Raw genomic sequence first — 20286 nt, forward strand, 5'->3', positions numbered from 1 at the left:
GGCCTCGGGTCAGGCGCTCTCCTCGTTGACGAGGAGGATCTTGCCGAGGTGCCCGCCGGCCTCCATCAGGCGGTGCCCCTCGGCGGCGTCGGCCATGGGCACGGTCCGGTCGACGACAAGCTGCACGGCACCGCTCTCGATCATGGGCCAGACGTGCTTCTGGACCTCGGCCACGATCTCGGCCTTCTGCTCCTTGGAACGGGTCCGCAGGGTGGTGCCGTGCACCGACGCCCGCTTGAACACCAGCTCGGCCAGGTTGAGCGGCGCCTCCAGCCCCTTCTGCAGGCCGATCACGACCAGCCGGCCGTCGGGGGCCAGCGAAGCGACGTTCCGCTCCAGGTAGTCACCGCCCACGACATCGAGGATCACGTCGTACGGGCCGTGCTCCGTGAAGTCCTCGGTGCGGTAGTCGATCGCCAGGTCGGCGCCCAACTCCCTTGCCCGCTCGGCCTTCTCCGGCCCGCCGACGGTCGTGACGACCCGGGCGCCCAGAGCCTTGGCGACCTGGATCGCCATGGTGCCCACACCGCCGGCGCCGCCGTGGACGAGGATCGTCTCGCCCGCCGTGAGACCCGCGGTCATGACGATGTTGGACCAGACCGTGGCGGTGGTCTCGGGAAGCCCCGCGGCCTCCACCAGTCCGATGCCCTTGGGGACGGTGAGGAGCTGGCCCGCCGGGACGGCGACCTTCTGCGCGTAGCCGCCGCCGGTCAGCAGGGCGCAGACCTCGTCGCCCACCTGCCGGCCGGTGACTCCCTCGCCGAGGGCGCTGATCCGGCCGGAGACCTCCAGGCCGGGGTACGGCGACCAGCCGGGCTGGAGGGGGTACAGGCCCCAGCGCTGCATGACGTCCGCGCGGTTCAGGGCGCTCGCCACCACATCGACGACCACCTCGCCCGCGGCGGGCGCCGGGTCCTCGGCGTCGGTCCACTCCAGGACCTCGGGACCGCCGTGCTCCTTGATCGACACAGCCTTCATGACCACTCCGTTCTCACCACCACAAGGGCAGCTGTCGCTTTGTTTCCTTTGTTCCTTTTGTTCGTGTATACGCGAGCCCTCTGGTTCACACCGCGCCGGACACCTCCTTGCCGCGGGCGCTCTCCTCCACGGCCGCCGCCGGCCCGGCCGGAGCCGCCGCGGGCAGCCGCGCGCCCTCGATGTCGACGTCCGGGAGCAGCCGGTCGAGCCACCGGGGCATGCTCCAGGCGCGCCGCCCGAGCAGTGCCATGGCGGCGGGCACCAGCGTCATCCGGACGACGAAGGCGTCGATGAACACACCGAAGGCGAGCGCGAAGCCGATGGCCTTGATGATCGGGTCCGCGTTGAAGACGAATCCGCCGAAGACCGCGACCATGATCAACGCGGCGGCCACGACGACCCGCGCGCTGCGGGAGACGCCCTGGGCGATCGCCTCGGCCGGGTCCCCGCTGTGCTCGTAGTGCTCGCGCATCCGGCTGACGAGGAACACCTCGTAGTCCATGGCGAGGCCGAAGAGCACACCGGTGAGCAGGATCGGGAGGAAGCTGGTGACCGGCCCGACGGCCGCCACGTCGAGCAGTCCGTTCAGATGGCCCTGCTGGAAGACCCAGACCGAGGCGCCCAGGCTCGCGCCCACCGAGAGCAGGAATCCGAGGGCCGCCTTGAGCGGTACCAGGACCGAGCGGAAGGCGATCGCCAGCAGGATCAGGGCCAGGACCACGATGACGCCGATGAACAGGGGCAGGGCGTCGCCGAGCTTGTCCGCGACGTCGATCGCCATGGCCGTCTGTCCGGTGACGTAGAGGGCGCCGCCCGCGGCGGCGATCTCGGGCGCCTGGTCGCGCATCCGGTGGACCAGGTCGGTGGTGGCCTCGGCGTCGGGGCTCGACTTCGGTACGACGGACATGACCACGACACCGCCGGAGGGGCCGGCGACGGGCGGCGAGACGGCGGCCACGTTGCTGTCGGCGGCCAGTGTGCCGCGCAGCGCGGTCACGGTGTCCTGCCGCTCCTCCGCCGGGACGCCTTCGGTGTCCACCACGGTGATCAGGGTGGCGTTGAAGCCGGGTCCGAAGCCCTCGGTGAGCAGGTCGTAGCTCTTGTGCTGGGTGCTCGCCTCGGGCTGGGAGGCGTAGCTCGGCAGACCGAGGCGCAGGTCCTTCGCGGGCAGGGCGAGCGCCAGCAGGCCCAGGACACCGGCGAGCAGGACGACGGCCGGGGCGCGGGTGACCGTACGGGCCCAGGCCAGTCCCCAGGAACCGGCGGGACGGCCCGTGCCCTTGCCTGCCCTTCCGCTTGCTCTTCTTCCTGGGCCCGCGCGGGCGCATCCGCTCGCCGAACACGCCGAGTACGGCCGGGAGGAGGCTGATGGCGACCAGGACGGCGATCAGGACGGTGGCGGCGCCGGCGAGGCCCATGATCGTGAGGAAGGGGATGCCGGTGATGGCCAGGGCGGCGAGGGCGATGACGACCGTGGCGCCGGCGAAGACGACCGCGCTGCCGGCGGTGGCGGTGGCCCGCGCGATCGACTCCTCCCAGTCGGTGCCGGGGTCGGCGAGCTGCTCACGGTGCCGGGAGATGACGAAGAGCGCGTAGTCGATGCCGACCGCGAGGCCGATCATCAGGGCGAGCACGGTCGCGGTGCTCGTCATCTCGACGAAGCCGGAGACGAACATCGTGCCGAGGACGCCGACGGCGACGCCCAGGAGCGCGGTCAGCAGCGGCAGTCCGGCCGCGACGAGGGAGCCGAGCGCGACGGCGAGGACCACGAAGGCGATGACGACGCCGACCAGTTCGGCCGGGCCGCCCGCCTCGGCCTGCGGAAGCATGGCCGAGCCGCCGAGTTCGACCTGCATCCCGGCGTCCCGGAGGGGCTGCACCGCGTGGGCCAGTTCCTCCTTGGCCTCCTCCGGGACCTCGGGGGCCTCCTCGGTGAAGCGGACGTCGGCGTAGGCGATGGTCCGGTCGGCGGACACCGCGCCGGTCCCGGCCGGATCGGAGACGGCGACGACACCGTCCACGGCCGCGGCCTCGCCGAGGACGCCGTCGAGCGCCTTCCGCTGCGCCGGGTCCGTGACCGTCGCGCCCTCGGGGGCGGCGACCACGATGCGTACGACACCGCCGGCGGCGGGCGGGAACTTCTCCTTGAGCAGGTCCTGCGCCTCCTGCGATTCGACGCCGGGGACGCTGAACTCCGTGGACGTCTTTCCGCTCAGGGTCGCGCCCAGTCCGCCGACGACGGCGAGGACGAGTATCCAGGTCGCGATCACCCAGCGGCGGCGGCGGACCATCCAGCGAGCCCAGGCGTACAGGCGTGAGGCCATCGGTGGTTTCCTAACGATGAGCAAGGGGGGTGTGTACGGGGTGGAACGGGGCGCCGGCGCCCCGGAGGCGGGCACGACCCGCGCACGCGACCGGCGGGTGGCGCGGTCGCGCTCCGGGCCGTGGCTCAGGCCGCGCCGTGCGACTCGGCGAGCCAGGCGCGGTAGCTGCGCAGGGCGCGGCGCTGCCTGCGCTGCTCGGAGATCAGGGCGATCGCCGGGTGGGTGCCGGGCCGGGGGTCGCTGCCCCGGGCGATGCGGCGCAGCTGGTGGCGGACCTGCGCCATGCCGGCGGCCGAGGCGAGGGCCTTGTCGGACCACGTCACCGGACGCAACTGCCGGTCGGCCTCGCCGCCCCGGCGCCAGCGCTCGGGCAGGTCGGGGGTGACCGCCAGGGCGGTGCCCATCCCGATGACGGCGACGCCGCTGCCGAGGACCTGCTCCGCGGTGTCGCGCCGGGTGATGCCGCCGGTGAGCATCAGCGGCAGGGGGCTGGTGGCGACCAGGTCCTTGGCCAGGTCGAGGAAGTACGCCTCCCGGGCCCGGGTGCGGCCGTCGGCGGCGCGTCCGGTCATCGCGGGGCTCTCGTAGCTGCCGCCGGACAGCTCCACCAGGTCGACGCCGAGCGGTTCCAGCATCCCGATCACCCGGCGCGCGTCGTCGGCGTCGAAGCCGCCCCGCTGGAAGTCGGCGGAGTTGAGCTTCACGGCGACCGCGAAGGCGGGTGAGACCTCGGCCCGGACGGCGCGGACGATGTCGAGCAGCATCCGGGCGCGGTTCTCCAGGGAGCCGCCCCACTGGTCGGTGCGCGTGTTGACCAGGGGGGACAGGAACTGCGACAGCAGATAGCCGTGGGCGGCGTGGATCTCCACCCCGTCGAAGTCGGCTTCCTCGGCCCGGCGGGCGGTGACCGCGTACCGGGTGACGGTGTCCTCGATCTGCCGCGGGGTCATGGCGGTCGGCCGGCCGAAGCGGCTGCTGTGCTTGCCGAGGGAGACGCCGACGTCGGACGGGCCCCAGACGACGCCGGGCATGTCGGCCTGGATCTGCCGGCCGGGGTGGTTGATCTGCATCCAGATCGCGCCGCCGCCCGACTTGCCGGCCCGGGCCCAGTCGGCGAACGGCTGGAGCGGCGCGTGCTCGTCGAGTACGACTCCCGCCGGGCCGGTCAGCGCCTCGGCGTGCACCATCACATTGCCGGTGATCAGCAGCCCGGTGCCGCCGGCGGCCCAGCGGCGGTACAGCGCGAGCAGCTGCCGGTCGGGGAGCTGGCCGGCACCGGCCATGTTCTCCTCCATGGCCGCCTTCGCGATCCGGTTGCGCAGCACCTGCCCGGAGCGCAGGGGCAGGGGCGAGAACAGCTCGCGGGTCATCACGGGTCCCTCTTTCGTCATCGACGGCAATGTATGCACCACTCACATTAAGGCAGCAATGTGAGTGGTGCAAACATCAGAGGGTGTGGGATGGCTCGCAGCACCGCCGCGCACGGTCAGGCAGTGCCTGCCGCGCCGCCCCTCGGGGCGGACCGATGCGCGAGACGAGGGGCAGAGGCGCCCCGGCCGTCTAGCGTGCCGCGCCCGCGCGCACGTCGGCGACGATGCGTTCGGCGAGGGGCTCGGAGGAGGGCGGGTTCTGGCCGGTGTACAGGTTGCGGTCGACCACCACATACGGCCGCAGCGGCAGACGCGCCTTGGAGTACCGCGCGCCGCTCTCCCGCAGGCGGTCCTCCAGCAGCCAGATCGCCTTGCGTCCGAAGCTGTTGAACTTCTCCTCCAGGTTGGACAGCCCCGTCATCCGGTAGCCGGTGAACGGCCACGAGCCGTCCTCGTTCTTCGCCGCGAAGGCCGCCGCCGGCGCGTGGCAGAGCAGGGCGAGCGGCTTGCCCGAGGCGAGGACCTTCGTGATCAGCGCGCCCGACACGGGATCGACCGACAGGTCCTCCATCGGCCCGTGCCCGCCGGGGTAGAAGACCACGTCGTACTCGCCCGGGTCGATCTCCGCCAGCACCCGCGGCGTGGCCAGCTCCGTCTTGATCGAGTCCAGGTAGGTCGCCACCTCGCGGAGCTTCTTCGGCCACCCCGCCGTACGCGACATGCTCAGCCGGTCCAGGGTGGGGACCTTCCCGCCCGGCGTCGCCACCGTGATCTCCCACCCCGCCCGCGAGAAGATCTTGTGCGGCATCGCCAGTTCCTCGCCCCAGAACCCCGACGGATGGACCTCCCCGTCCCGCAGGGTCCACCGGTCCGCCGCGGACACCACGAACAGCACCCCGGTCATACGGCCTCCTCCACTGAGCCCATCATCCGCCCCGAGGGGGTCACGGGCTACCGCTCGCCACCGGCCCCGGCTCCGTCTCCGCGCCCGGCCCCGGTTCCGGGGACCGGCGCTGCCGCAGCACCGCGGCGACCATCGTGACCAGGATGCCGGCGACCGCCCACGCCGCGAGCACCAGCAGGGCCGAGGTCATGTTGTTGCCGTCGAAGTAGGAGATCGAACGGGCCGCCCAGGTGCCCGCGCCCGGTGGCAGGGCGGGGCCGATCGCCTCCCAGAAGGGCGGCAGCATGGGCGCCGGGAAGGCGCCGCCCGCGCTCGGGTTGCCCGCGATCACGATGATCAGGATCGCCAGCCCGATGCCCACGACCCCGAAGAGCCCCTGCAGGGCGAGCGTCGCGGCGCCGACCGCGAAGATGATCAGCGCGCCCAGCCCCCACAGCGCCCACACCCCGCCCGGCAGTGCGCCCAGGACCGGCCCGACGATGACCGCGCCGCCGAGCCCGCCGACGAGCGAGACCAGGGTCATCGTGCCCAGCCGGGTCGCCGCGCGGACCGGGTTGGCCGGGCGGGCCCCCGCGCTGATCGCCAGGATCGACGCGCACAGATAGGCGCCGACACACCAGCCGATGACCAGATAGAACGAGGACAGGCTGTTGAAGTCGGAACTGGAGACCGGGGTCACGTCGACCGTTCGGGCGGTACGGCCCTGGGCCTCCTCCACGTCCGCGATCAGCGCGCCGAGCGCCAGGGACAGGGCCCGGCCACCGCCGGACGCGACGAGCAGGGTGTCCCGGGTGCCGGCGGGGTCCACCACGAGCGCGCCGTCGAGGTCCCGGTTCATGATCTGCTCCCGGGCCGTCCGTTCGTCGGGGAGGGCGCGGGCGTCCAGCGGCGTGCCGGGCAGCTCGTTCAGCCGGGTCACCGTCTGCCCGGCGGCGGCTCCCGGTGCCACGACACCGAAGGCCACCTCCTTGAGCCGGGGTTCGTGCAGGGCGCCGACATAGGAGGCGACGAACAGCAGTTGCAGGACGATCACTCCGACGACCAGCAGCGTGGCCCTGGGGGTGACCGCGTCCTTCACCTCGGACAGGGTGCTCTGTTTCATGGTGTCCACGGTCGGCGAGGTCGGGTACGCACGCTGGCCCGGGGCACCCGAACGGCTGGCGCCGGACTCCCCGGCGCACCGGACTGCCGCCCGCCCGGACACTCCCTGGGCACCGGTTGCGCTTCATGCCCGAGGTATGAGGATGGACGGGGGGTGTGAACAGCCCGGGGCGGCTGTACAGGGGGGAGTCAAGGCGCGGCCGCGAGGCCGCGGAAACAGAGGGCACCCGTGTGCCCGCACGACAGGGAGTGGACATGTCCGAGCTTCCCCCGCCGATCACCCCCTATCTCGAACCCGCCGCGAAGGAGCTGTGCGAAGCGACCGATCCCCATCCGCGGATCTACGAAGTGCCCCCGGAAAAGGGCCGGGACATCCTCCTGAGCCTGCAGAGCGACACGAGCGTGCCGCGCCCCGACGTCGACGAGGAGTGGGTCGACGTGGACGCGGGCGAGTGGGGGACCGTCCGTACCCGCGTCATCCGGCCCAAGGGGTCCACCGGGCAGCTTCCGGTGGTCGTCTACATCCACGGCGCCGGCTGGGTCTTCGGCGACGACAGGACCCATGACCGCCTCTTCCGCGAACTGGTCGTCGGGGCGGGCGCCGTGGGCGTCTTCCCCGTCTACGACCGGGCGCCGGAGGCGAAGTACCCCACCCAGGTCGAGCAGAACTACGCCGTGGGCCAGTGGGTCATGAAGCACGGGGCGGAACACGGGATGGACACCTCGCGGGTGGCGGTGACCGGCGAGTCGGTCGGCGGCTGCATGTCGGCGGTCTTCGCGCTGATGAACAAGGAGCGCGGCGGCATCGACCTCAAGGCCCAGGTGCTGCTCTACCCGGTGGCCGACGCCGACTTCGACACCCCGTCCTACCTCCAGTTCGCCGAGGGCTACTACCTCACCCGGGACGGGATGAAGTGGTTCTGGGACGCGTACACCACCGACCCCGCGCAGCGGGCCGAGCGCTACGCGTCGCCGCTCCGGGCGACCGTCGAGCAGCTGAGGGGCCTGCCGACCACACTGGTGATCACCGACGAGGCGGACGTCCTGCGGGACGAGGGCGAGCAGTACGCCAACAAGCTGCGCGAGGCCGGCGTCGACGTCACCTCCGTCCGGGTCGCGGGGATGGTCCACGACTTCCTGCTCCTGGACAGCCTGCGCGACACCCGCGCGGCCAACGTCGCGCGCAAGCTCGCGATCGACGCGCTGCGGACGGCGCTGCACGACGACTGACCGCACTGTCCGTCCCCCGTACGTGAGCGCCGCACGGCGCACGGTCCGGGTCCCCTGGACGCCCTTCGCGGGCGCGGGCGGGCCCGGACCTTTCCCGTCGGCCTCGCGGCACGGGAGACCTTCAGGTGTTGACGGTGCATACATTGCGCGTTACCTTCATGTGAGCACTGCAAACATGAGAGAGGAACCCGCACCATGCCTACGACTCCGAAGGAGACCGTCAAGGTCGACCTGGGTGGCCGTTCGGTCTCCGTGCCGAAGGGCGGTCTCTACGACCGGTACCGGATGGACCCCGACCTCGACGCCATCGCCCGCGACCCGCGCGTCAGCGGCGTGGACTTCTTCCGGCGGCTGCCGAAGATCAAGGTCGATTCGCCGATCGGCGAGACCCTGACCCCGAACTTCTACTACCGCGTCTCGACCGCCCGGCTCACGATGCTCGCGCCCTCCCGCGCGATCCGCTCCCGCCTGCCCCGGGATCTCGACCCGCTGGAGCTCGCGCCCGGCCTCGGTTTGATCTCGGTGATGTTCTTCCGCTACGACGTGTGCGACATCGACTTCTACACCGAGGCCGCCGTCGGCATCGCCGTGAAGCCCGCGCGGCACGGCGGGCTCGGCTTCGTCGACCTCGTCGCGGGTCTCAAGAACGAGCATCTGGACTCCTACGTCCTGTCCCTGCCCGTGAGCACCGAGATCGCCCAGGTCCGCGGGCACGACGGCTACGGCTTCCCGAAGTGGGTCACCGGCCTCGACGTGGACATCGACGACCGCCGGACGACGGCCCGGGTCGCCAACGACGCCGGCGGGACGGACCTGTCGCTCGTCGCGAACACGCCGAAGCAGACCGCTTACCCGAGCGGTGAGCGCGTCACCTCGCTCACCTCGTACACGACCATCGGTGACGCCTGGCACTCCACCCTCAGCCAGACCCATGTGCTCAACGCGGGCACCACCCGTTCCCGGCGCGGCGTCAGCCTGGAGGTCGGGGAAGGCCGCATGGCCGACGACCTGCGGTCGCTCAAGCCGAAGAGGGCCATCCAGTTCGACGTGGTCACCGAGGGGCAGCTCGCCCTCCACATGCCCGTCCCCACCTCGATCCGCAGCCGGAACAAGTGACGAGGAGCACCGCCATGACCACCGAACACGCCACCCGCCCCGCCCCCTCCCCCGCCACCGCCCGCGGCCCGGCCCTGCCGGCCACCCTGGCCCCCGCCCGGCTCGAACGGCTGGCCGCGCGGGTCTCGGCCGCCCCGGACGCCGAGCGGGTCACCACCCACGCCCCCTACACCGGGGTGCCCCTCGCCGACCTGCCCGTCTCCGCGCCGGCCGATGTCGAGGAAGCCTTCGTCCGCGCCCGCAGGGCGCAGAAGTCCTGGGCGGCGACGCCGATCGCGGAGCGCAAGAGGATTCTGCTGCGCTACCACGACCTGGTCCTCGCCCGGCAGGACGAGGCGCTGGACCTGATGCAGGCCGAGAACGGCAAGACCCGCCGCGACGCCTTCCTCGAAGTGGTCGACATCGCGATCACCTCCCGGTACTACGCGCGCAACGCCGCCAAGTACCTGAATCCCAGGCGCCGTCGGGGCGCGATCCCGCTGCTGACGCACACCACCGAACTCCGCCACCCCAAGGGGGTCGTCGCCATCGTCTCGCCGTGGAACTACCCGCTGAGCATGGCCGCCGGCGACGCCATCGCGGCCCTCGCGGCGGGCAACGCCGTCGTGCAGAAGCCCGACACCCAGACCGCGCTCACCGCCCTGTGGTCCCTGGACCTGATGTACGAGGCCGGACTGCCCGCCGACGTCTGGCAGATGGTGGTCGGGCGGGGCAGCTCCATCGGCGGGGCGCTGATGGACAACGCCGACTACATGATGTTCACCGGCTCCACCGCGACGGGCCGCCAGATCGCGAGCGACGCGGGCCGGCGCCTGATCGGCGCCTCCCTCGAACTCGGCGGCAAGAACGCCATGATCGTCCTCGACGACGCGGACATCGACAAGGCCGCCGAGGGCGCGGTGGCCGCCTGCTTCCCCTCCGCCGGGCAGCTCTGCGTCTCCGTCGAGCGCCTGTACGTGGCCGAGTCCGTCCGCGAGAAGTTCCTCGCCGCCTTCGTCGCCCGGACCAAGGCGCTCAAGATCGGGGCCGCGTACGACTACAGCGTCGACGTCGGCAGCCTCACCACGCCGTCGCAGCTCAGGACGGTGACCGAGCACGTCGACGACGCCGTGGCCAAGGGGGCCACCGTGCTGGCGGGCGGCCGGGCGCGGCCGGAGCTCGGCCCGCTGTTCTACGAGCCGACCGTCCTCGCCGACGTCACCCCCGAGATGACCCTGCACGCCCACGAGACCTTCGGCCCCGTCGTGTCCGTCTACTCCTACCGCGACGTCGACGAGGCGGTGGCCCTGGCCAACTCCTCGCCGTACGGCCTCAACGCCAGCGTCTGGTCCCGCGACGGAGCCCGGGGCCGCGCCGTCGCCGCCCGGATCCACGCCGGCACCGTCAACGTCAACGAGGCGTTCGCGGCCGCGTGGGGCAGCATCGACGCCCCGATGGGCGGTATGGGCGACTCCGGGCTCGGCCGCCGCCACGGGGCCGACGGCATCCTCAAGTACACCGAGCCGCAGACCGTCGCCCACCAGCGGATTCAGGGGTTCACCCCGCCCGCCCGCATCTCCCCCGAGACCTGGGCCGGGCTGCTGAGCGGGGCGCTGAAGGTCATGAAGGCGGCCGGGATGCGCTGAACGGTGTCCGCCGCGCGCGACCGCCGTGGCCCCGGTCGCGGCAGGGCAGGGATGGGGCAGGGATGGGGCGGCCTGCCCCGCGGCAGGTTCGCCTCCTCCCTGTCGATCACTTAGGATGTATACGCCGTTCACATCGAAAAGGTGGCAGAAGCACCACAGACGTTCAGGAGTGTGACCCGTGGCCCAGACCGGCTCGTACCACCACGGCGATCTGCGCGCGGCCTCCCTGCGCGCCGCGCGGGAGCTGCTGGAGGAGAACGGCAGCGGCGCGCTGTCCCTGCGCGCGGTCGCCCGGCGGGCCGGTGTCTCCCCGACCGCGCCCTACCGGCACTACGCGGACCGTGACGCGCTGGTCTCCGCCGTCGCCGCCGAGGGGTACCGCGAGCTGACCCAGGCGCTGGCCGCCGCCCACCCCGCCCCCCGGACGCCCGACGACCTGGCCGAAGTCGCCGTCGTCTACGTCCGGTTCGCGCTGGAGCACCCCGCCCTGTTCCGGGCGATGTTCGCCGAGCCCTGCGACCCGAGCAGCGAGGAGCGCGTCGCCGCGACCGAGGTCATCACGGAGTACGTCCAGGCCATCGTCCGGGACGCCTTCCCGGGCACGGACGCGCCCGCCCTGGCGACCACGGTGTGGGCACTCGTCCACGGACTGGCCTTTCTGCACCTCGACGGCAAGCTCGACACCTCGACCCCCGAGATCGTCGCCGAGCAGGTCCGGGCGGCCGTGCAGGCGCTCTTCACCGTCGCGCCCGCGCTGTCGGGGCGGGCCGCCGAGCCGTCCCGCCCGGTCTAGTCGACCGGCGCCGCCTCCCCCGCGACCGGCCGGTCAGGGGGTTCGCGTCCCCCGCCCGGCGTCGATCTCGGCGACCAGACCCTCGACCAGGCCCCTGATCTCGTCGCGGATGGGGCGGACCGCCTCGACGCCCTGCCCGGCCGGGTCGTCGAGGCTCCAGTCGAGGTAGGTCCTGCCGGGGAAGTACGGGCAGGCGTCCCCGCAGCCCATGGTGATGATGTAGTCCGATGCCCGGGCCGCCTCGGGGGTGAGGACCTTGGGCCTCTGGCCGGAGATGTCGATGCCCAGCTCGGCCATGGCGGCGACGGCGGAGGGGTTGATCCGGTCGCCCGGGAGGGAGCCGGCGGAGCGGACCTCGACGCGGTCACCGGCCAGGTGCCGGAGGAAACCCGCGGCCATCTGGGAGCGGCCGGCGTTGTGGACGCAGACGAAGAGCACGGAGGCGAGCGGAGCGGTCATCGGGTCTTCCTCAGGTCTTCCTCGGGGGCTGGGGTCGCGGGGTTCAGGAGGTTCGGGGAGGTTCAGGAGCCCCGCCTCGCTGGTATCAGCGGAGGCTGATGTGACAGTATCAGCCCATGATGACGTCAGTCGACACTGATCTGATGCGGGTGCTGAGCGATCCCCTCCGGCTCCGGATCGTGACCCTGCTCGCCCGCGAGGCGCTGTGCACCACCCACCTGGTGGAGGAGACCGGCGCCCGGCAGACCAATCTCTCCAACCACCTGAGAGTCCTGCGCGAGGCCGGGGTCGTGGACACCGAACCCTGCGGCCGGTTCACCTACTACCGGCTCGCCCCCGAGGTCATCGAGACGCTCGCCGGCCAGTTCACCGCCCTCGCCGCCACCGCCCGTGCCAACGCCGGCTCCAAGAGACCCTGTTGACGCCCACCCGAGCACCCGCCCCGGCCGGGGACACCCCGGTCGCCGCGAGGCTGTCGACGCCGGACCGCCTCCTCGCCGTCTGGATCCTGCTCGCCATGGCCCTGGGCCTCGGGGTGGGGCGCCTGGTCCCCGGACTGGACGACACCCTGGCGGCGGTCGAGATCGGCGGCATCTCCCTGCCGATCGCCGCGGGTCTGCTGATCATGATGTATCCGGTCCTGGCGAAGGTCCGCTACGACCGGCTCGACGCCGTCACCGGTGACCGGAAGCTGCTGATCGTCTCCCTGGTCGTCAACTGGGTCCTGGGGCCGGCGGTGATGTTCGCGCTGGCATGGGTCTTCCTGCCGGACCTGCCCGAGTACCGCACCGGCCTGATCGTCGTCGGCCTCGCCCGCTGCATCGCCATGGTCATCATCTGGAACGACCTGGCCTGCGGCGACCGCGAGGCCGCCGCCGTCCTGGTCGCCCTCAACAGCGCCTTCCAGGTGGTCGCGTTCGGCCTGCTGGGCTGGTTCTACCTCGACCTCCTGCCCGGCCTGCTCGGCCTGGGCGAGGGTGAGGGCCTGGACATCTCCGCGTGGAAGATCGCGCTGAACGTCGTCGTCTTCCTCGGCGTCCCGCTGCTGGCCGGGTTCCTGACGCGCCGCGTCGGCGAGAGGAGACTCGGCCGCGAGACCTACGAGTCCGCGTTCCTGCCGAGGATCGGCCCCTGGGCCCTGTACGGCCTGCTGTTCACGATCGTCGTCCTCTTCGCCCTCCAGGGCCGGACCATCACCTCGCAGCCGCTGGACGTGGCCCGGATCGCGCTGCCGCTGCTGGTGTACTTCGCGGTGATATGGTTCGGCACCTTCGCGCTCGGCAAGGCCATCGGCCTGAACTACGGGCGCACCACGACCCTCGCGTTCACGGCCGCGGGCAACAACTTCGAACTCGCCATCGCCGTCGCCATCACCACCTTCGGCGTCACCTCCGGCCAGGCCCTCGCCGGCGTCGTGGGCCCGCTGATCGAGGTCCCGGTCCTGGTCGCGCTGGTGTACGTCTCGCTGGCCTGGCGCAGAAAGTTCACCCCGGACCGGCGGTAGGCCCCGCCACGGGCCGGGGCCGGCGGAGGGCGGTCACGTCACGGCGGTGCTGCGGCGCTCCACGAGGGTCACGTCCCGCCACACACCGTGGTGCCGGCCGATCCGCTCGCGGGTGCCGATCACCCGGAACCCGGCCCGCGCGTGGACGGCGAGGCTGGCGGTGTTCTCGGGGAAGATCCCGGACTGGATCGTCCAGATCCCCGCCGCTTCCGTCGAGTCGACCAGCGCCCTCAGGAGCACGGCGGCGACACCCCGGCCACGGGCACCGGGGTGGACGTAGACGGAGTGCTCGACGACACCCGCGTACGCACACCGGTCGGACACCTTCGACGCGGCGACCCAGCCCAGCACGCGGCCGGTCCCGGCCAGCGCGACGAAGCGGTGGCCGGGCAGCCTCGACGCGTCGAACTGCTCCCAGGCCGGCGCCGCGGTCTCGAAGGTGGCGTTCCCCTCGTCGATCCCGGCCCGGTAGATCGCGATCACCTCCCCGGCGTGCGCGGCCGTGAGCGGCACCACCCTGACCTCGGGAGCCGTCATGCGGCGGCGGCCCTGGTCAGCAGCGCGCCCATGGCGGCCAGCACGGCGGGCTCGACGCGGTAGTACACCCACGTTCCGCGCCGCTCGGAGGACAGCAGGCCCGCCTCCTTCAGCTTCTTCAGATGATGGGAGACGGTCGGCTGGGAGACACCGACATCGGAGATGTCGCATACACACGCCTCCCCGCCCTCGTGCGACGCCACGGCCGAGAACAGCCGCAGGCGCACCGGGTCGCCGAGCGCCTTGAACATCACGGCGGTCCGCTCGGCCTCCTCCGCGGTCAGCGGCCGCTCGGTGAGCGGCGAGCAGCACGGCTCGACGGCGAGTGGGAGCAGCGGCAGCGCCTTCGTGTTCGACATACGTCGATATTGGCACACCAGCGCAAGCATTTCGATGGCCGCCTATATTGACATTTGCCAAAACAGCAGGGACGCTGAGGGCACGGGATATCGACAAGCATCGAAACACAAGGGGATGAGCACGCCATGAACACCACCAGCGCCACCACCGAGCGCCTGCCCGTCGTGGTCGTCGGAGCCGGCCCGGTCGGTCTGGCCGCCGCCGCCCATCTGGTCGACCGCGGCATCGAGCCGCTGGTCCTGGAGGCCGGCGCGCAGGCGGGCGCGGCGGTGCGCGAGTGGGCGCATGTGCGGCTCTTCTCCACCTGGGGCGAGGTCACCGACCCGGCCGCCGAGAAGCTCCTCGCCCCGACGGGCTGGGTGAAGCCCGACGCGCGGACTTACCCGACCGGCGGGGACTGGGCCGAGCGCTACCTCCAGCCGCTCGCCGACGCCCTGGGGGGCGCGGTCCGCCTCGACGCCCGGGTCACCGGCGTCTCCCGCACCGGGCGGGACCGGCTCGTCGACGCCGACCGCGAAGCCCAGCCGTTCACCGTCCATGCCACCCACGGCGACGGGCGCGAGGAGCGGATCCTGGCCCGCGCCGTCATCGACGCCTCCGGTACCTGGGCCGCCCCGGGCCCGGCCGGGGGCGACGGCCTCCCCGCTCCCGGCGAGCGCGCGGCGGCCGAGCGGATCTCCTACCGGGTCCCCGACCTGAACGACCCGGCCGTACGGGCCCGTTACGCCGGCAGGCGCACCGCCGTGATCGGCTCCGGCGCCTCCGCCTTCACCGCCCTCGCCGGCCTCGCCGACCTGGCCAGGTCCGCGAACGGCACCGGCACGCACGCCACCTGGATCCTGCGCCGGGGCATCTCCGGCTCCACCTTCGGCGGCGGCACCGCCGACCGGCTCCCCGCCCGCGGCGCGCTCGGCCTCGCCGCCAAGGCCGCCGTCGACCAGGGCCACGCGGATGCCGTCACCGGCTTCCGCACCGGCGCCGTCGAACGCGGCACCGACGGCCGCCTCACCCTGGTCGCCGAGGACGGCCGGCGTCTCGACCCGGTCGACGAGGTCATCGTCCTCACCGGCTTCCGCCCGGACCTGTCCTTCCTCGGCGAGCTCCGTCTCGGCGTCGACGAGCGCCTCCAGGCACCGGTGGCGCTCGCCCCGCTGATCGACCCGAACCAGCACTCCTGCGGCACCGTCCGCCCGCACGGCGCCAAGGAGCTCTCCCACCAGGAGCAGGGCCTCTACCTGGTCGGGATGAAGTCCTACGGCCGCGCCCCGACCTTCCTCGCGCTGACCGGCTACGAGCAGGTCCGCTCCGTGGTCGCCGCCATCGCCGGCGACCACGAGTCCGCCGGGCGCGTCGAACTCGTCCTTCCGGAGACCGGGGTGTGCGGCGGCGCCGGTCTCTTCGACGAGTCCGCCGCCACCGACGAGACCGCGACGGACGGCGGCGGCTGCTGCGCGCCCGCGCCCGCCGTGATCCAGCTCGGCACCACCACCTCGGCGCCGGCCTGCGGCGCATGACCGGGCCGCCCCGAGCCGGGACTCCCACCCTTCGGTTCACCATTTCCTGAATTCAGGGTGTCGTGTACTGTCGCGGCTATGCTCCCTCTCGCCACCGACATCGACATCGACGCGCTGTCCCGGTTCGGCCGCGCGCTCGCCGATCCGATCCGCTGCCGTATCCTCCTGGCCCTCCGTCAGGCCCCGGCCCACCCGGCCGACCTGGCCGACCGTCTGGACATCTCCCGCACCCGGCTCTCGAACCACCTCGCCTGTCTGCGCGACTGCGGCCTGGTCGTCGCCGTCCCCGAGGGCCGCCGGGTGCGGTACGAACTGGCGGACGCCCGGCTCGGACACGCCCTGGACGATCTGCGCGGTGCGGTCCTCGCCGTCGCCAACGACCGCACCTGCCCCGACGCGGACGCCAAGGACTGCTGCTGATGACCACACCGCCCACCCTCGAACCCGCGCCCGACCGGCGGGCGCGACTCACCCGGCGTATACGGCTCCTGGTCGCGGCGACCATCGTCTACAACGTGATCGAGGCGGTCGTCGCGATCACCGCCGGGACGCTGGCCTCCTCCACCGCCCTGATCGGCTTCGGCCTCGACTCGGTCATCGAGGTCTCCTCCGCCACGGCCGTCGCCTGGCAGTTCTCCGCCTCCGACCACGCCGTGCGGCAGGCGCGGGAGAAGACGGCGCTGCGCGTGATCGCCGTCTCCTTCTTCGCCCTCGCCGCCTATGTCACCGTCGACTCCGTGCGTGCGCTGACCGGCGCGGGCGAGGCGCAGCACTCCACCCCGGGCATCGTGCTCGCCGCGCTCTCCCTCGCGGTGATGCCGTTCCTGTCGGCGGCCCAGCGCCGGGCCGGCCGGGAACTGGGCTCCGCCTCCGCGGTCGCGGACTCCCGGCAGACCCTGCTCTGCACCTACCTGTCCGCCGTCCTCCTCGTCGGCCTGCTCCTCAACTCCCTGCTCGGCTGGTCCTGGGCCGACCCGTTCGCCGCCCTGGTGATCGCCGCGATCGCGGTCAAGGAGGGCCGGGACGCCTGGCGCGGCAAGAACTGCTGCGCGATCCCCGTCCCGGAAGCCACGGAGAACGCCGCCGGGGGGTGCGGCTGCGGCCCCGGCAGCACCTGCTGCACACCGGCCGGGGCGGGTCAGGGGCGGTAGACCAGTTCGACCGCGACGCCGGAGATGAGCGCCCAGACGCCGATACTCAGCAGTAGCCAGTTGTCGAGCACGGTACCCGCGCCGACGAGTACGGCGGACACCAGAATGAGGACGACGACCGATCGCCGGACAGCTCGGTCGGGGCGCCAGATCGAGAGCATGCGCGCAAACTACCCGGCACGGGCCGGGCCATCGCGACGCTGACGCTTCCCGAACGCCTCCTTGACGGAATTCTGACGCCACTCCGGCGCCGTTTCGACGCCGTTTCGACGCCGTTTCGACGTCCCGGGGTCCCGAACCAGAACATGACCGTCCCGACGATCGCCGCGCCGTCGTCTCTCTCCTCGGCGGGCGTCCCCTCATGGGCGGGCAGTTCGGTCACGGTCATGTGCGGCCTCATTGGTGGACCCCGCTTACCCGCCCCGCATGAGCCCCGCCCGGGTGCGCCGGTCGGCCAGTCCCTCCCCGGCCAGTCCCTCGCCGGCCAGGACGCCGCCGCGCGGGTGGAGGTGTGCCGGAGGACAGGTGTGCCGTCCTCAGGACGGGGCACGGTGGGTACACCGCCATGAGGCCGGGGGAAGCCGAGCAAAGGGACGGTGGCATGCGCAGCGTGGGCGTGGAAGAGGAACTTCTGCTGGTGGACCCGGGCAGTGGGGCGCCGATGGCCGTCTCCGGTTCGATCCTCGCCGCCGCCGACCGGCACGCCGAGCACACCGACGCGGGCGACGCGGACCACCCGTTCGAGACGGAACTGCACAAGGAGCAGCTGGAGTTCGCCACGGAGCCGGTGACGGAGATGGGCCGACTGCGGGAGGAGATCGTCCGCTGCCGCGCCGAGGCGGCCCGGCACGCCGAGTCCGCCGGGGCCGTGGTGGCGGCGCTCGCCACCTCACCGCTGGCGGTCGAGCCGTCCCTGAACACCGGCACCCGGTACCAGTGGATGGGCGAGCAGTTCGGTCTGACCGCTCAGGAGCAGCTCACCTGCGGCTGCCACGTCCATGTGTCGGTGGACAGCGACGAGGAGGGGGTGGCCGTCCTGGACCGCATCCGCCCCTGGCTGCCGGTCCTCACCGCCATGAGCGCCAACTCCCCCTTCTGGCAGGGGCAGGACACGGAGTACGGCAGCTACCGCAGCAGGGTGTGGAACCGGTGGCCGTCCGCCGGGCCGGTCGACGTCTTCGGCTCCGCCGACCGCTACCACGAACAGGTCGCCGCGATGGTGGAGACCGGTGTGCTGCGCGACAAGGGCATGATCTACTTCGACGCCCGGCTCTCCGCCGCCTTCCCCACCGTCGAGATCCGCGTCGCCGACGTGTGCCTCGACCCCGGCGCCCCGGTCCTGCTGGCCGCCCTCGCACGCGGCCTGGTCGACACCGCGGCCCGCGACTGGCAGGACGGCATGCCGCCGGCCCGCGTCGGTAGCGGCCTGCTCCGCCTGGCCTCCTGGCGCGCGGGCCGCTCGGGCCTGGACGGCCCCCTGCTGCACCCGGAGACCCTGCGCGAGACCTCGGCCGCGGACGCCGTCGACGCCCTGTACCGGCATGTACGCGAGTCCCTGGCGGACCACGGCGACGAGGACCTGGTCCGTGAGGGCATCACCCGTCTCCTCGCCGACGGCAACGGAGCCCGGGCCCAGCGGCGCCTGCTCGACGAGACCGGGGACCTCGCCCGGGTCGTGACCCGCTGCGCGGAGATCACCGCCGGTGGCTCCTGAGGCCCCGCGGCCGCCGCAGAACGCCCGGTCACCGCACCCGCCCCCGCGGCTTCAGCGCCACCGGCGGGAGTTCCGGGGCCGGGAGGCGGTCGCCGGCGTAGCCGTGGACCTCGCCGAAGCGGGAGCCGTGCGTCCAGTCCTCGCGGGCGCGTTCGACCTCCTCGTGGCTGCGGCCGATGAAGTTCCACCACATGACGATCTCCTCCTCGAACGGCTCGCCGCCCAGCAGCATCAGGCCCGCGTCCGAGGCGGCGCGCAGGGGGAGTTCGGTGCGGCCGCAGCCGAGGTAGAGCATGGAGCCCGGGAGGACGGGGACGCCGTCGACGTGGGCCTCGCCGGACATCGCGAGGACCGCGTACTCGAAGTCGGGGTCCAGCGGCAGGCGGGCCTCCGCGCCCGCCGAGAGGGCGAGGTCCGCGCCGACGATGGGGGTGTACGCGGTGCCCGGCGAGGTGGCGCCGTCGAGCGAGCCGAGGATCACGGTGGCGGTCAGCCCGGGCGCGGTGACGCGGGGCAGGTCGGTGTGGTGCCGGAAGTGGGGTTCGACCTCGCGGTGGGCGTCGGGCAGGGCGACCCACAGCTGGGCGCCGTGCAGGTGGCGGGCGTGCGGGCGCGGGCTCTCCTCGGAGTGGCTGATCGCCCGGCCGGAGGTCATCAGGCCCAGCTCCCGGGGGCGGATCGTCGCCAGCGACCCCGTGCTGTCGCGGTGCAGGACCTCGCCCTCGTGCAGCCAGCTCACCGTCTGGAGTCCCATGTGCGGGTGGGGCGGGACCTGCATACCGGGCTCGTCGGCGATGTCGTCGGGCCCGTAGTGGTCGACGAACGCCCACGCGCCCACCATGCGCCGGCCCAGGTTGGGCAGGAGCCGGCGGACCTCGGTGGACTCGCCGAGCAGGACCCGCCGGGGGCTCAGCAGCTCGCGCACGGGCTCGGCGACGACGAAACCGCGGCCGCCGCAGACGGAGGGAGTGGCCTGGCGATCGAGATTGCTCATGCCGCACAACCTAGTTGTCCGCCGGGCCCGGTGGGGGTGACGCGGCGGGCCCGAGGGGTGGCGGAATGCGCGGCGCGCCGCCGGTGTTGGCAGGTCCGTAGGGCCACAGGAGCCACAGGGGAAGACGCGGGAAGGAGCAGCGGTGAGTGAGACCTACTTCGAGTTCGGGACGCCGGCCGAGCGCTGGGACCGGGCGGGGATGTTCTTCGACGCCAGGGAGTACGTCACGGCCGCCCGCATCCTGACCGGTCTCGTCGCCGAGTCCCCCGAGCAGATCGCCCCGCGCCTGCTGCTGGCCCGGGCGTACTACCACTCCGCGCGGCTGGGCAGGGCGGAGGCCGAACTGCGCGCCGTGCTGGAGCGCGACCCGGTGGAGCAGTACGCGCGGCTGATGCTGGGCCGCACCCTGGAGCGCCAGGGCCGCCCGGACGAGGCGGCCCCGCACCTGCGGCTCGCGGCGGCCATGTCCGGTGATCTGCCCACGGATTGACGGAGCGTCAGTACAGGGCGGCGGGGGGGCCGGCAGGACGGCGGGGGCGGCCGGGGGGGTGGCGGGCCCCCCCCCCCCCCGGGGCGATACCGCCCCCCCCCGCCCCCCCCCGGGCTGTGCCC

The 20286-nt window shown here is 72.8% G+C and carries 21 protein-coding genes and 1 pseudogene; 11 read left to right on the forward strand and 11 right to left on the reverse strand.

Annotation, left to right across the window (positions count from 1 at the left end; genetic code table 11):
• Positions 1 to 9 precede the first annotated feature (9 nt).
• The 6 genes and pseudogenes from ABZ457_RS26055 to ABZ457_RS26080 all read right to left on the reverse strand — a co-directional run bounded on the left by ABZ457_RS26055 (position 10) and on the right by ABZ457_RS26080 (position 6678).
• On the reverse strand, positions 10 to 978 hold the full coding sequence (locus ABZ457_RS26055) for an NAD(P)H-quinone oxidoreductase (RefSeq protein WP_359161814.1): 969 nt from the start codon (positions 976 to 978) through the stop codon (positions 10 to 12).
• 85 nt (positions 979 to 1063) lie between these two features.
• On the reverse strand, positions 1064 to 2020 hold the full coding sequence (locus tag ABZ457_RS26060) for an MMPL family transporter (protein ID WP_359161817.1): 957 nt from the start codon (positions 2018 to 2020) through the stop codon (positions 1064 to 1066).
• 310 nt (positions 2021 to 2330) lie between these two features.
• A pseudogene (locus ABZ457_RS26065) lies at positions 2331 to 3302 on the reverse strand (MMPL family transporter); the annotation flags it as partial.
• A 125-nt stretch (positions 3303 to 3427) separates the two neighbouring features.
• On the reverse strand, positions 3428 to 4672 hold the full coding sequence (locus tag ABZ457_RS26070) for an NADH:flavin oxidoreductase/NADH oxidase family protein (protein WP_359161869.1): 1245 nt from the start codon (positions 4670 to 4672) through the stop codon (positions 3428 to 3430).
• A 190-nt stretch (positions 4673 to 4862) separates the two neighbouring features.
• The gene (locus ABZ457_RS26075) at positions 4863 to 5576 is read right to left on the reverse strand and encodes a type 1 glutamine amidotransferase domain-containing protein (protein WP_359161820.1); all 714 of its coding nucleotides are present in this window, start codon (positions 5574 to 5576) and stop codon (positions 4863 to 4865) included.
• Between the two features lie 40 nt (positions 5577 to 5616).
• Positions 5617 to 6678, reverse strand: a complete 1062-nt coding sequence (locus ABZ457_RS26080) for a DUF3533 domain-containing protein (RefSeq protein ID WP_359161823.1) — start codon at positions 6676 to 6678, stop codon at positions 5617 to 5619.
• Positions 6679 to 6932: 254 nt separating this feature from the next.
• Between ABZ457_RS26080 and ABZ457_RS26085 the strand changes: the two genes are divergently transcribed.
• From ABZ457_RS26085 to ABZ457_RS26100, 4 genes are all read left to right on the forward strand, one after another.
• Complete coding sequence (locus ABZ457_RS26085; RefSeq protein WP_359161826.1) at positions 6933 to 7907, forward strand: alpha/beta hydrolase; 975 nt, start codon at positions 6933 to 6935, stop codon at positions 7905 to 7907.
• A 195-nt stretch (positions 7908 to 8102) separates the two neighbouring features.
• Positions 8103 to 9023: an acetoacetate decarboxylase family protein gene (locus ABZ457_RS26090; protein WP_359161829.1), complete on the forward strand. Its 921-nt coding sequence runs from the start codon at positions 8103 to 8105 to the stop codon at positions 9021 to 9023.
• 14 nt (positions 9024 to 9037) lie between these two features.
• Positions 9038 to 10648, forward strand: a complete 1611-nt coding sequence (locus tag ABZ457_RS26095; protein WP_359161832.1) for a succinic semialdehyde dehydrogenase — start codon at positions 9038 to 9040, stop codon at positions 10646 to 10648.
• Between the two features lie 178 nt (positions 10649 to 10826).
• Positions 10827 to 11441, forward strand: a complete 615-nt coding sequence (locus ABZ457_RS26100; RefSeq protein ID WP_359161835.1) for a TetR/AcrR family transcriptional regulator — start codon at positions 10827 to 10829, stop codon at positions 11439 to 11441.
• 33 nt (positions 11442 to 11474) lie between these two features.
• On the opposite strand, the gene ABZ457_RS26105 is transcribed toward ABZ457_RS26100, so the two are convergent.
• Complete coding sequence (locus tag ABZ457_RS26105) at positions 11475 to 11900, reverse strand: arsenate reductase ArsC (RefSeq protein WP_359161838.1); 426 nt, start codon at positions 11898 to 11900, stop codon at positions 11475 to 11477.
• 116 nt (positions 11901 to 12016) lie between these two features.
• Here ABZ457_RS26105 and ABZ457_RS26110 point away from each other — a divergent pair, with 116 nt between their 5' ends.
• Together ABZ457_RS26110 and arsB are read left to right on the forward strand one after the other, a co-directional pair.
• On the forward strand, positions 12017 to 12322 hold the full coding sequence (locus tag ABZ457_RS26110; protein ID WP_359161841.1) for a metalloregulator ArsR/SmtB family transcription factor: 306 nt from the start codon (positions 12017 to 12019) through the stop codon (positions 12320 to 12322).
• Positions 12319 to 13404, forward strand: coding sequence for an ACR3 family arsenite efflux transporter (gene arsB / locus ABZ457_RS26115; RefSeq protein WP_359161844.1), 1086 nt, complete (start codon positions 12319 to 12321; stop codon positions 13402 to 13404). The genes ABZ457_RS26110 and arsB overlap by 4 nt, the downstream gene beginning before the upstream one ends.
• A gap of 33 nt (positions 13405 to 13437) precedes the next feature.
• Here arsB and ABZ457_RS26120 read toward each other — a convergent pair whose 3' ends face one another.
• Both ABZ457_RS26120 and ABZ457_RS26125 read right to left on the reverse strand, forming a co-directional pair.
• Positions 13438 to 13941, reverse strand: a complete 504-nt coding sequence (locus ABZ457_RS26120) for an N-acetyltransferase family protein (RefSeq protein ID WP_359161847.1) — start codon at positions 13939 to 13941, stop codon at positions 13438 to 13440.
• Positions 13938 to 14300, reverse strand: coding sequence for a metalloregulator ArsR/SmtB family transcription factor (locus ABZ457_RS26125; protein WP_359161850.1), 363 nt, complete (start codon positions 14298 to 14300; stop codon positions 13938 to 13940). Before ABZ457_RS26125 ends, ABZ457_RS26120 begins: the two co-directional genes overlap by 4 nt.
• 126 nt (positions 14301 to 14426) lie before the next feature.
• Here ABZ457_RS26125 and ABZ457_RS26130 point away from each other — a divergent pair, with 126 nt between their 5' ends.
• From ABZ457_RS26130 to ABZ457_RS26140, 3 genes are all read left to right on the forward strand, one after another.
• Positions 14427 to 15815 carry an NAD(P)-binding domain-containing protein gene (locus tag ABZ457_RS26130; protein WP_359161852.1) on the forward strand — a complete coding sequence of 463 codons (1389 nt, stop codon included), beginning with the start codon at positions 14427 to 14429 and terminating at the stop codon, positions 15813 to 15815.
• A 78-nt stretch (positions 15816 to 15893) separates the two neighbouring features.
• Positions 15894 to 16235, forward strand: coding sequence for a metalloregulator ArsR/SmtB family transcription factor (locus tag ABZ457_RS26135; protein ID WP_359161855.1), 342 nt, complete (start codon positions 15894 to 15896; stop codon positions 16233 to 16235).
• On the forward strand, positions 16235 to 16966 hold the full coding sequence (locus ABZ457_RS26140; protein WP_359161857.1) for a cation transporter: 732 nt from the start codon (positions 16235 to 16237) through the stop codon (positions 16964 to 16966). The genes ABZ457_RS26135 and ABZ457_RS26140 overlap by 1 nt, the downstream gene beginning before the upstream one ends.
• On the opposite strand, the gene ABZ457_RS26145 is transcribed toward ABZ457_RS26140, so the two are convergent.
• The gene (locus tag ABZ457_RS26145) at positions 16954 to 17127 is read right to left on the reverse strand and encodes a hypothetical protein (RefSeq protein WP_359161859.1); all 174 of its coding nucleotides are present in this window, start codon (positions 17125 to 17127) and stop codon (positions 16954 to 16956) included. The genes ABZ457_RS26140 and ABZ457_RS26145 overlap by 13 nt on opposite strands.
• A gap of 440 nt (positions 17128 to 17567) precedes the next feature.
• Here ABZ457_RS26145 and ABZ457_RS26150 point away from each other — a divergent pair, with 440 nt between their 5' ends.
• Positions 17568 to 18680, forward strand: a complete 1113-nt coding sequence (locus tag ABZ457_RS26150; protein WP_359161861.1) for a glutamate--cysteine ligase — start codon at positions 17568 to 17570, stop codon at positions 18678 to 18680.
• 28 nt (positions 18681 to 18708) lie between these two features.
• Here ABZ457_RS26150 and ABZ457_RS26155 read toward each other — a convergent pair whose 3' ends face one another.
• Positions 18709 to 19674 carry a pirin family protein gene (locus tag ABZ457_RS26155; RefSeq protein ID WP_359161863.1) on the reverse strand — a complete coding sequence of 322 codons (966 nt, stop codon included), beginning with the start codon at positions 19672 to 19674 and terminating at the stop codon, positions 18709 to 18711.
• 142 nt (positions 19675 to 19816) lie between these two features.
• On the opposite strand from ABZ457_RS26155, the gene ABZ457_RS26160 reads away from it, so the two are divergent.
• On the forward strand, positions 19817 to 20164 hold the full coding sequence (locus ABZ457_RS26160) for a tetratricopeptide repeat protein (RefSeq protein ID WP_359161866.1): 348 nt from the start codon (positions 19817 to 19819) through the stop codon (positions 20162 to 20164).
• Positions 20165 to 20286 lie beyond the last annotated feature (122 nt).

This window comes from Streptomyces sp. NPDC005805 (assembly GCF_040630445.1).
Taxonomy (GTDB): domain Bacteria; phylum Actinomycetota; class Actinomycetes; order Streptomycetales; family Streptomycetaceae; genus Streptomyces.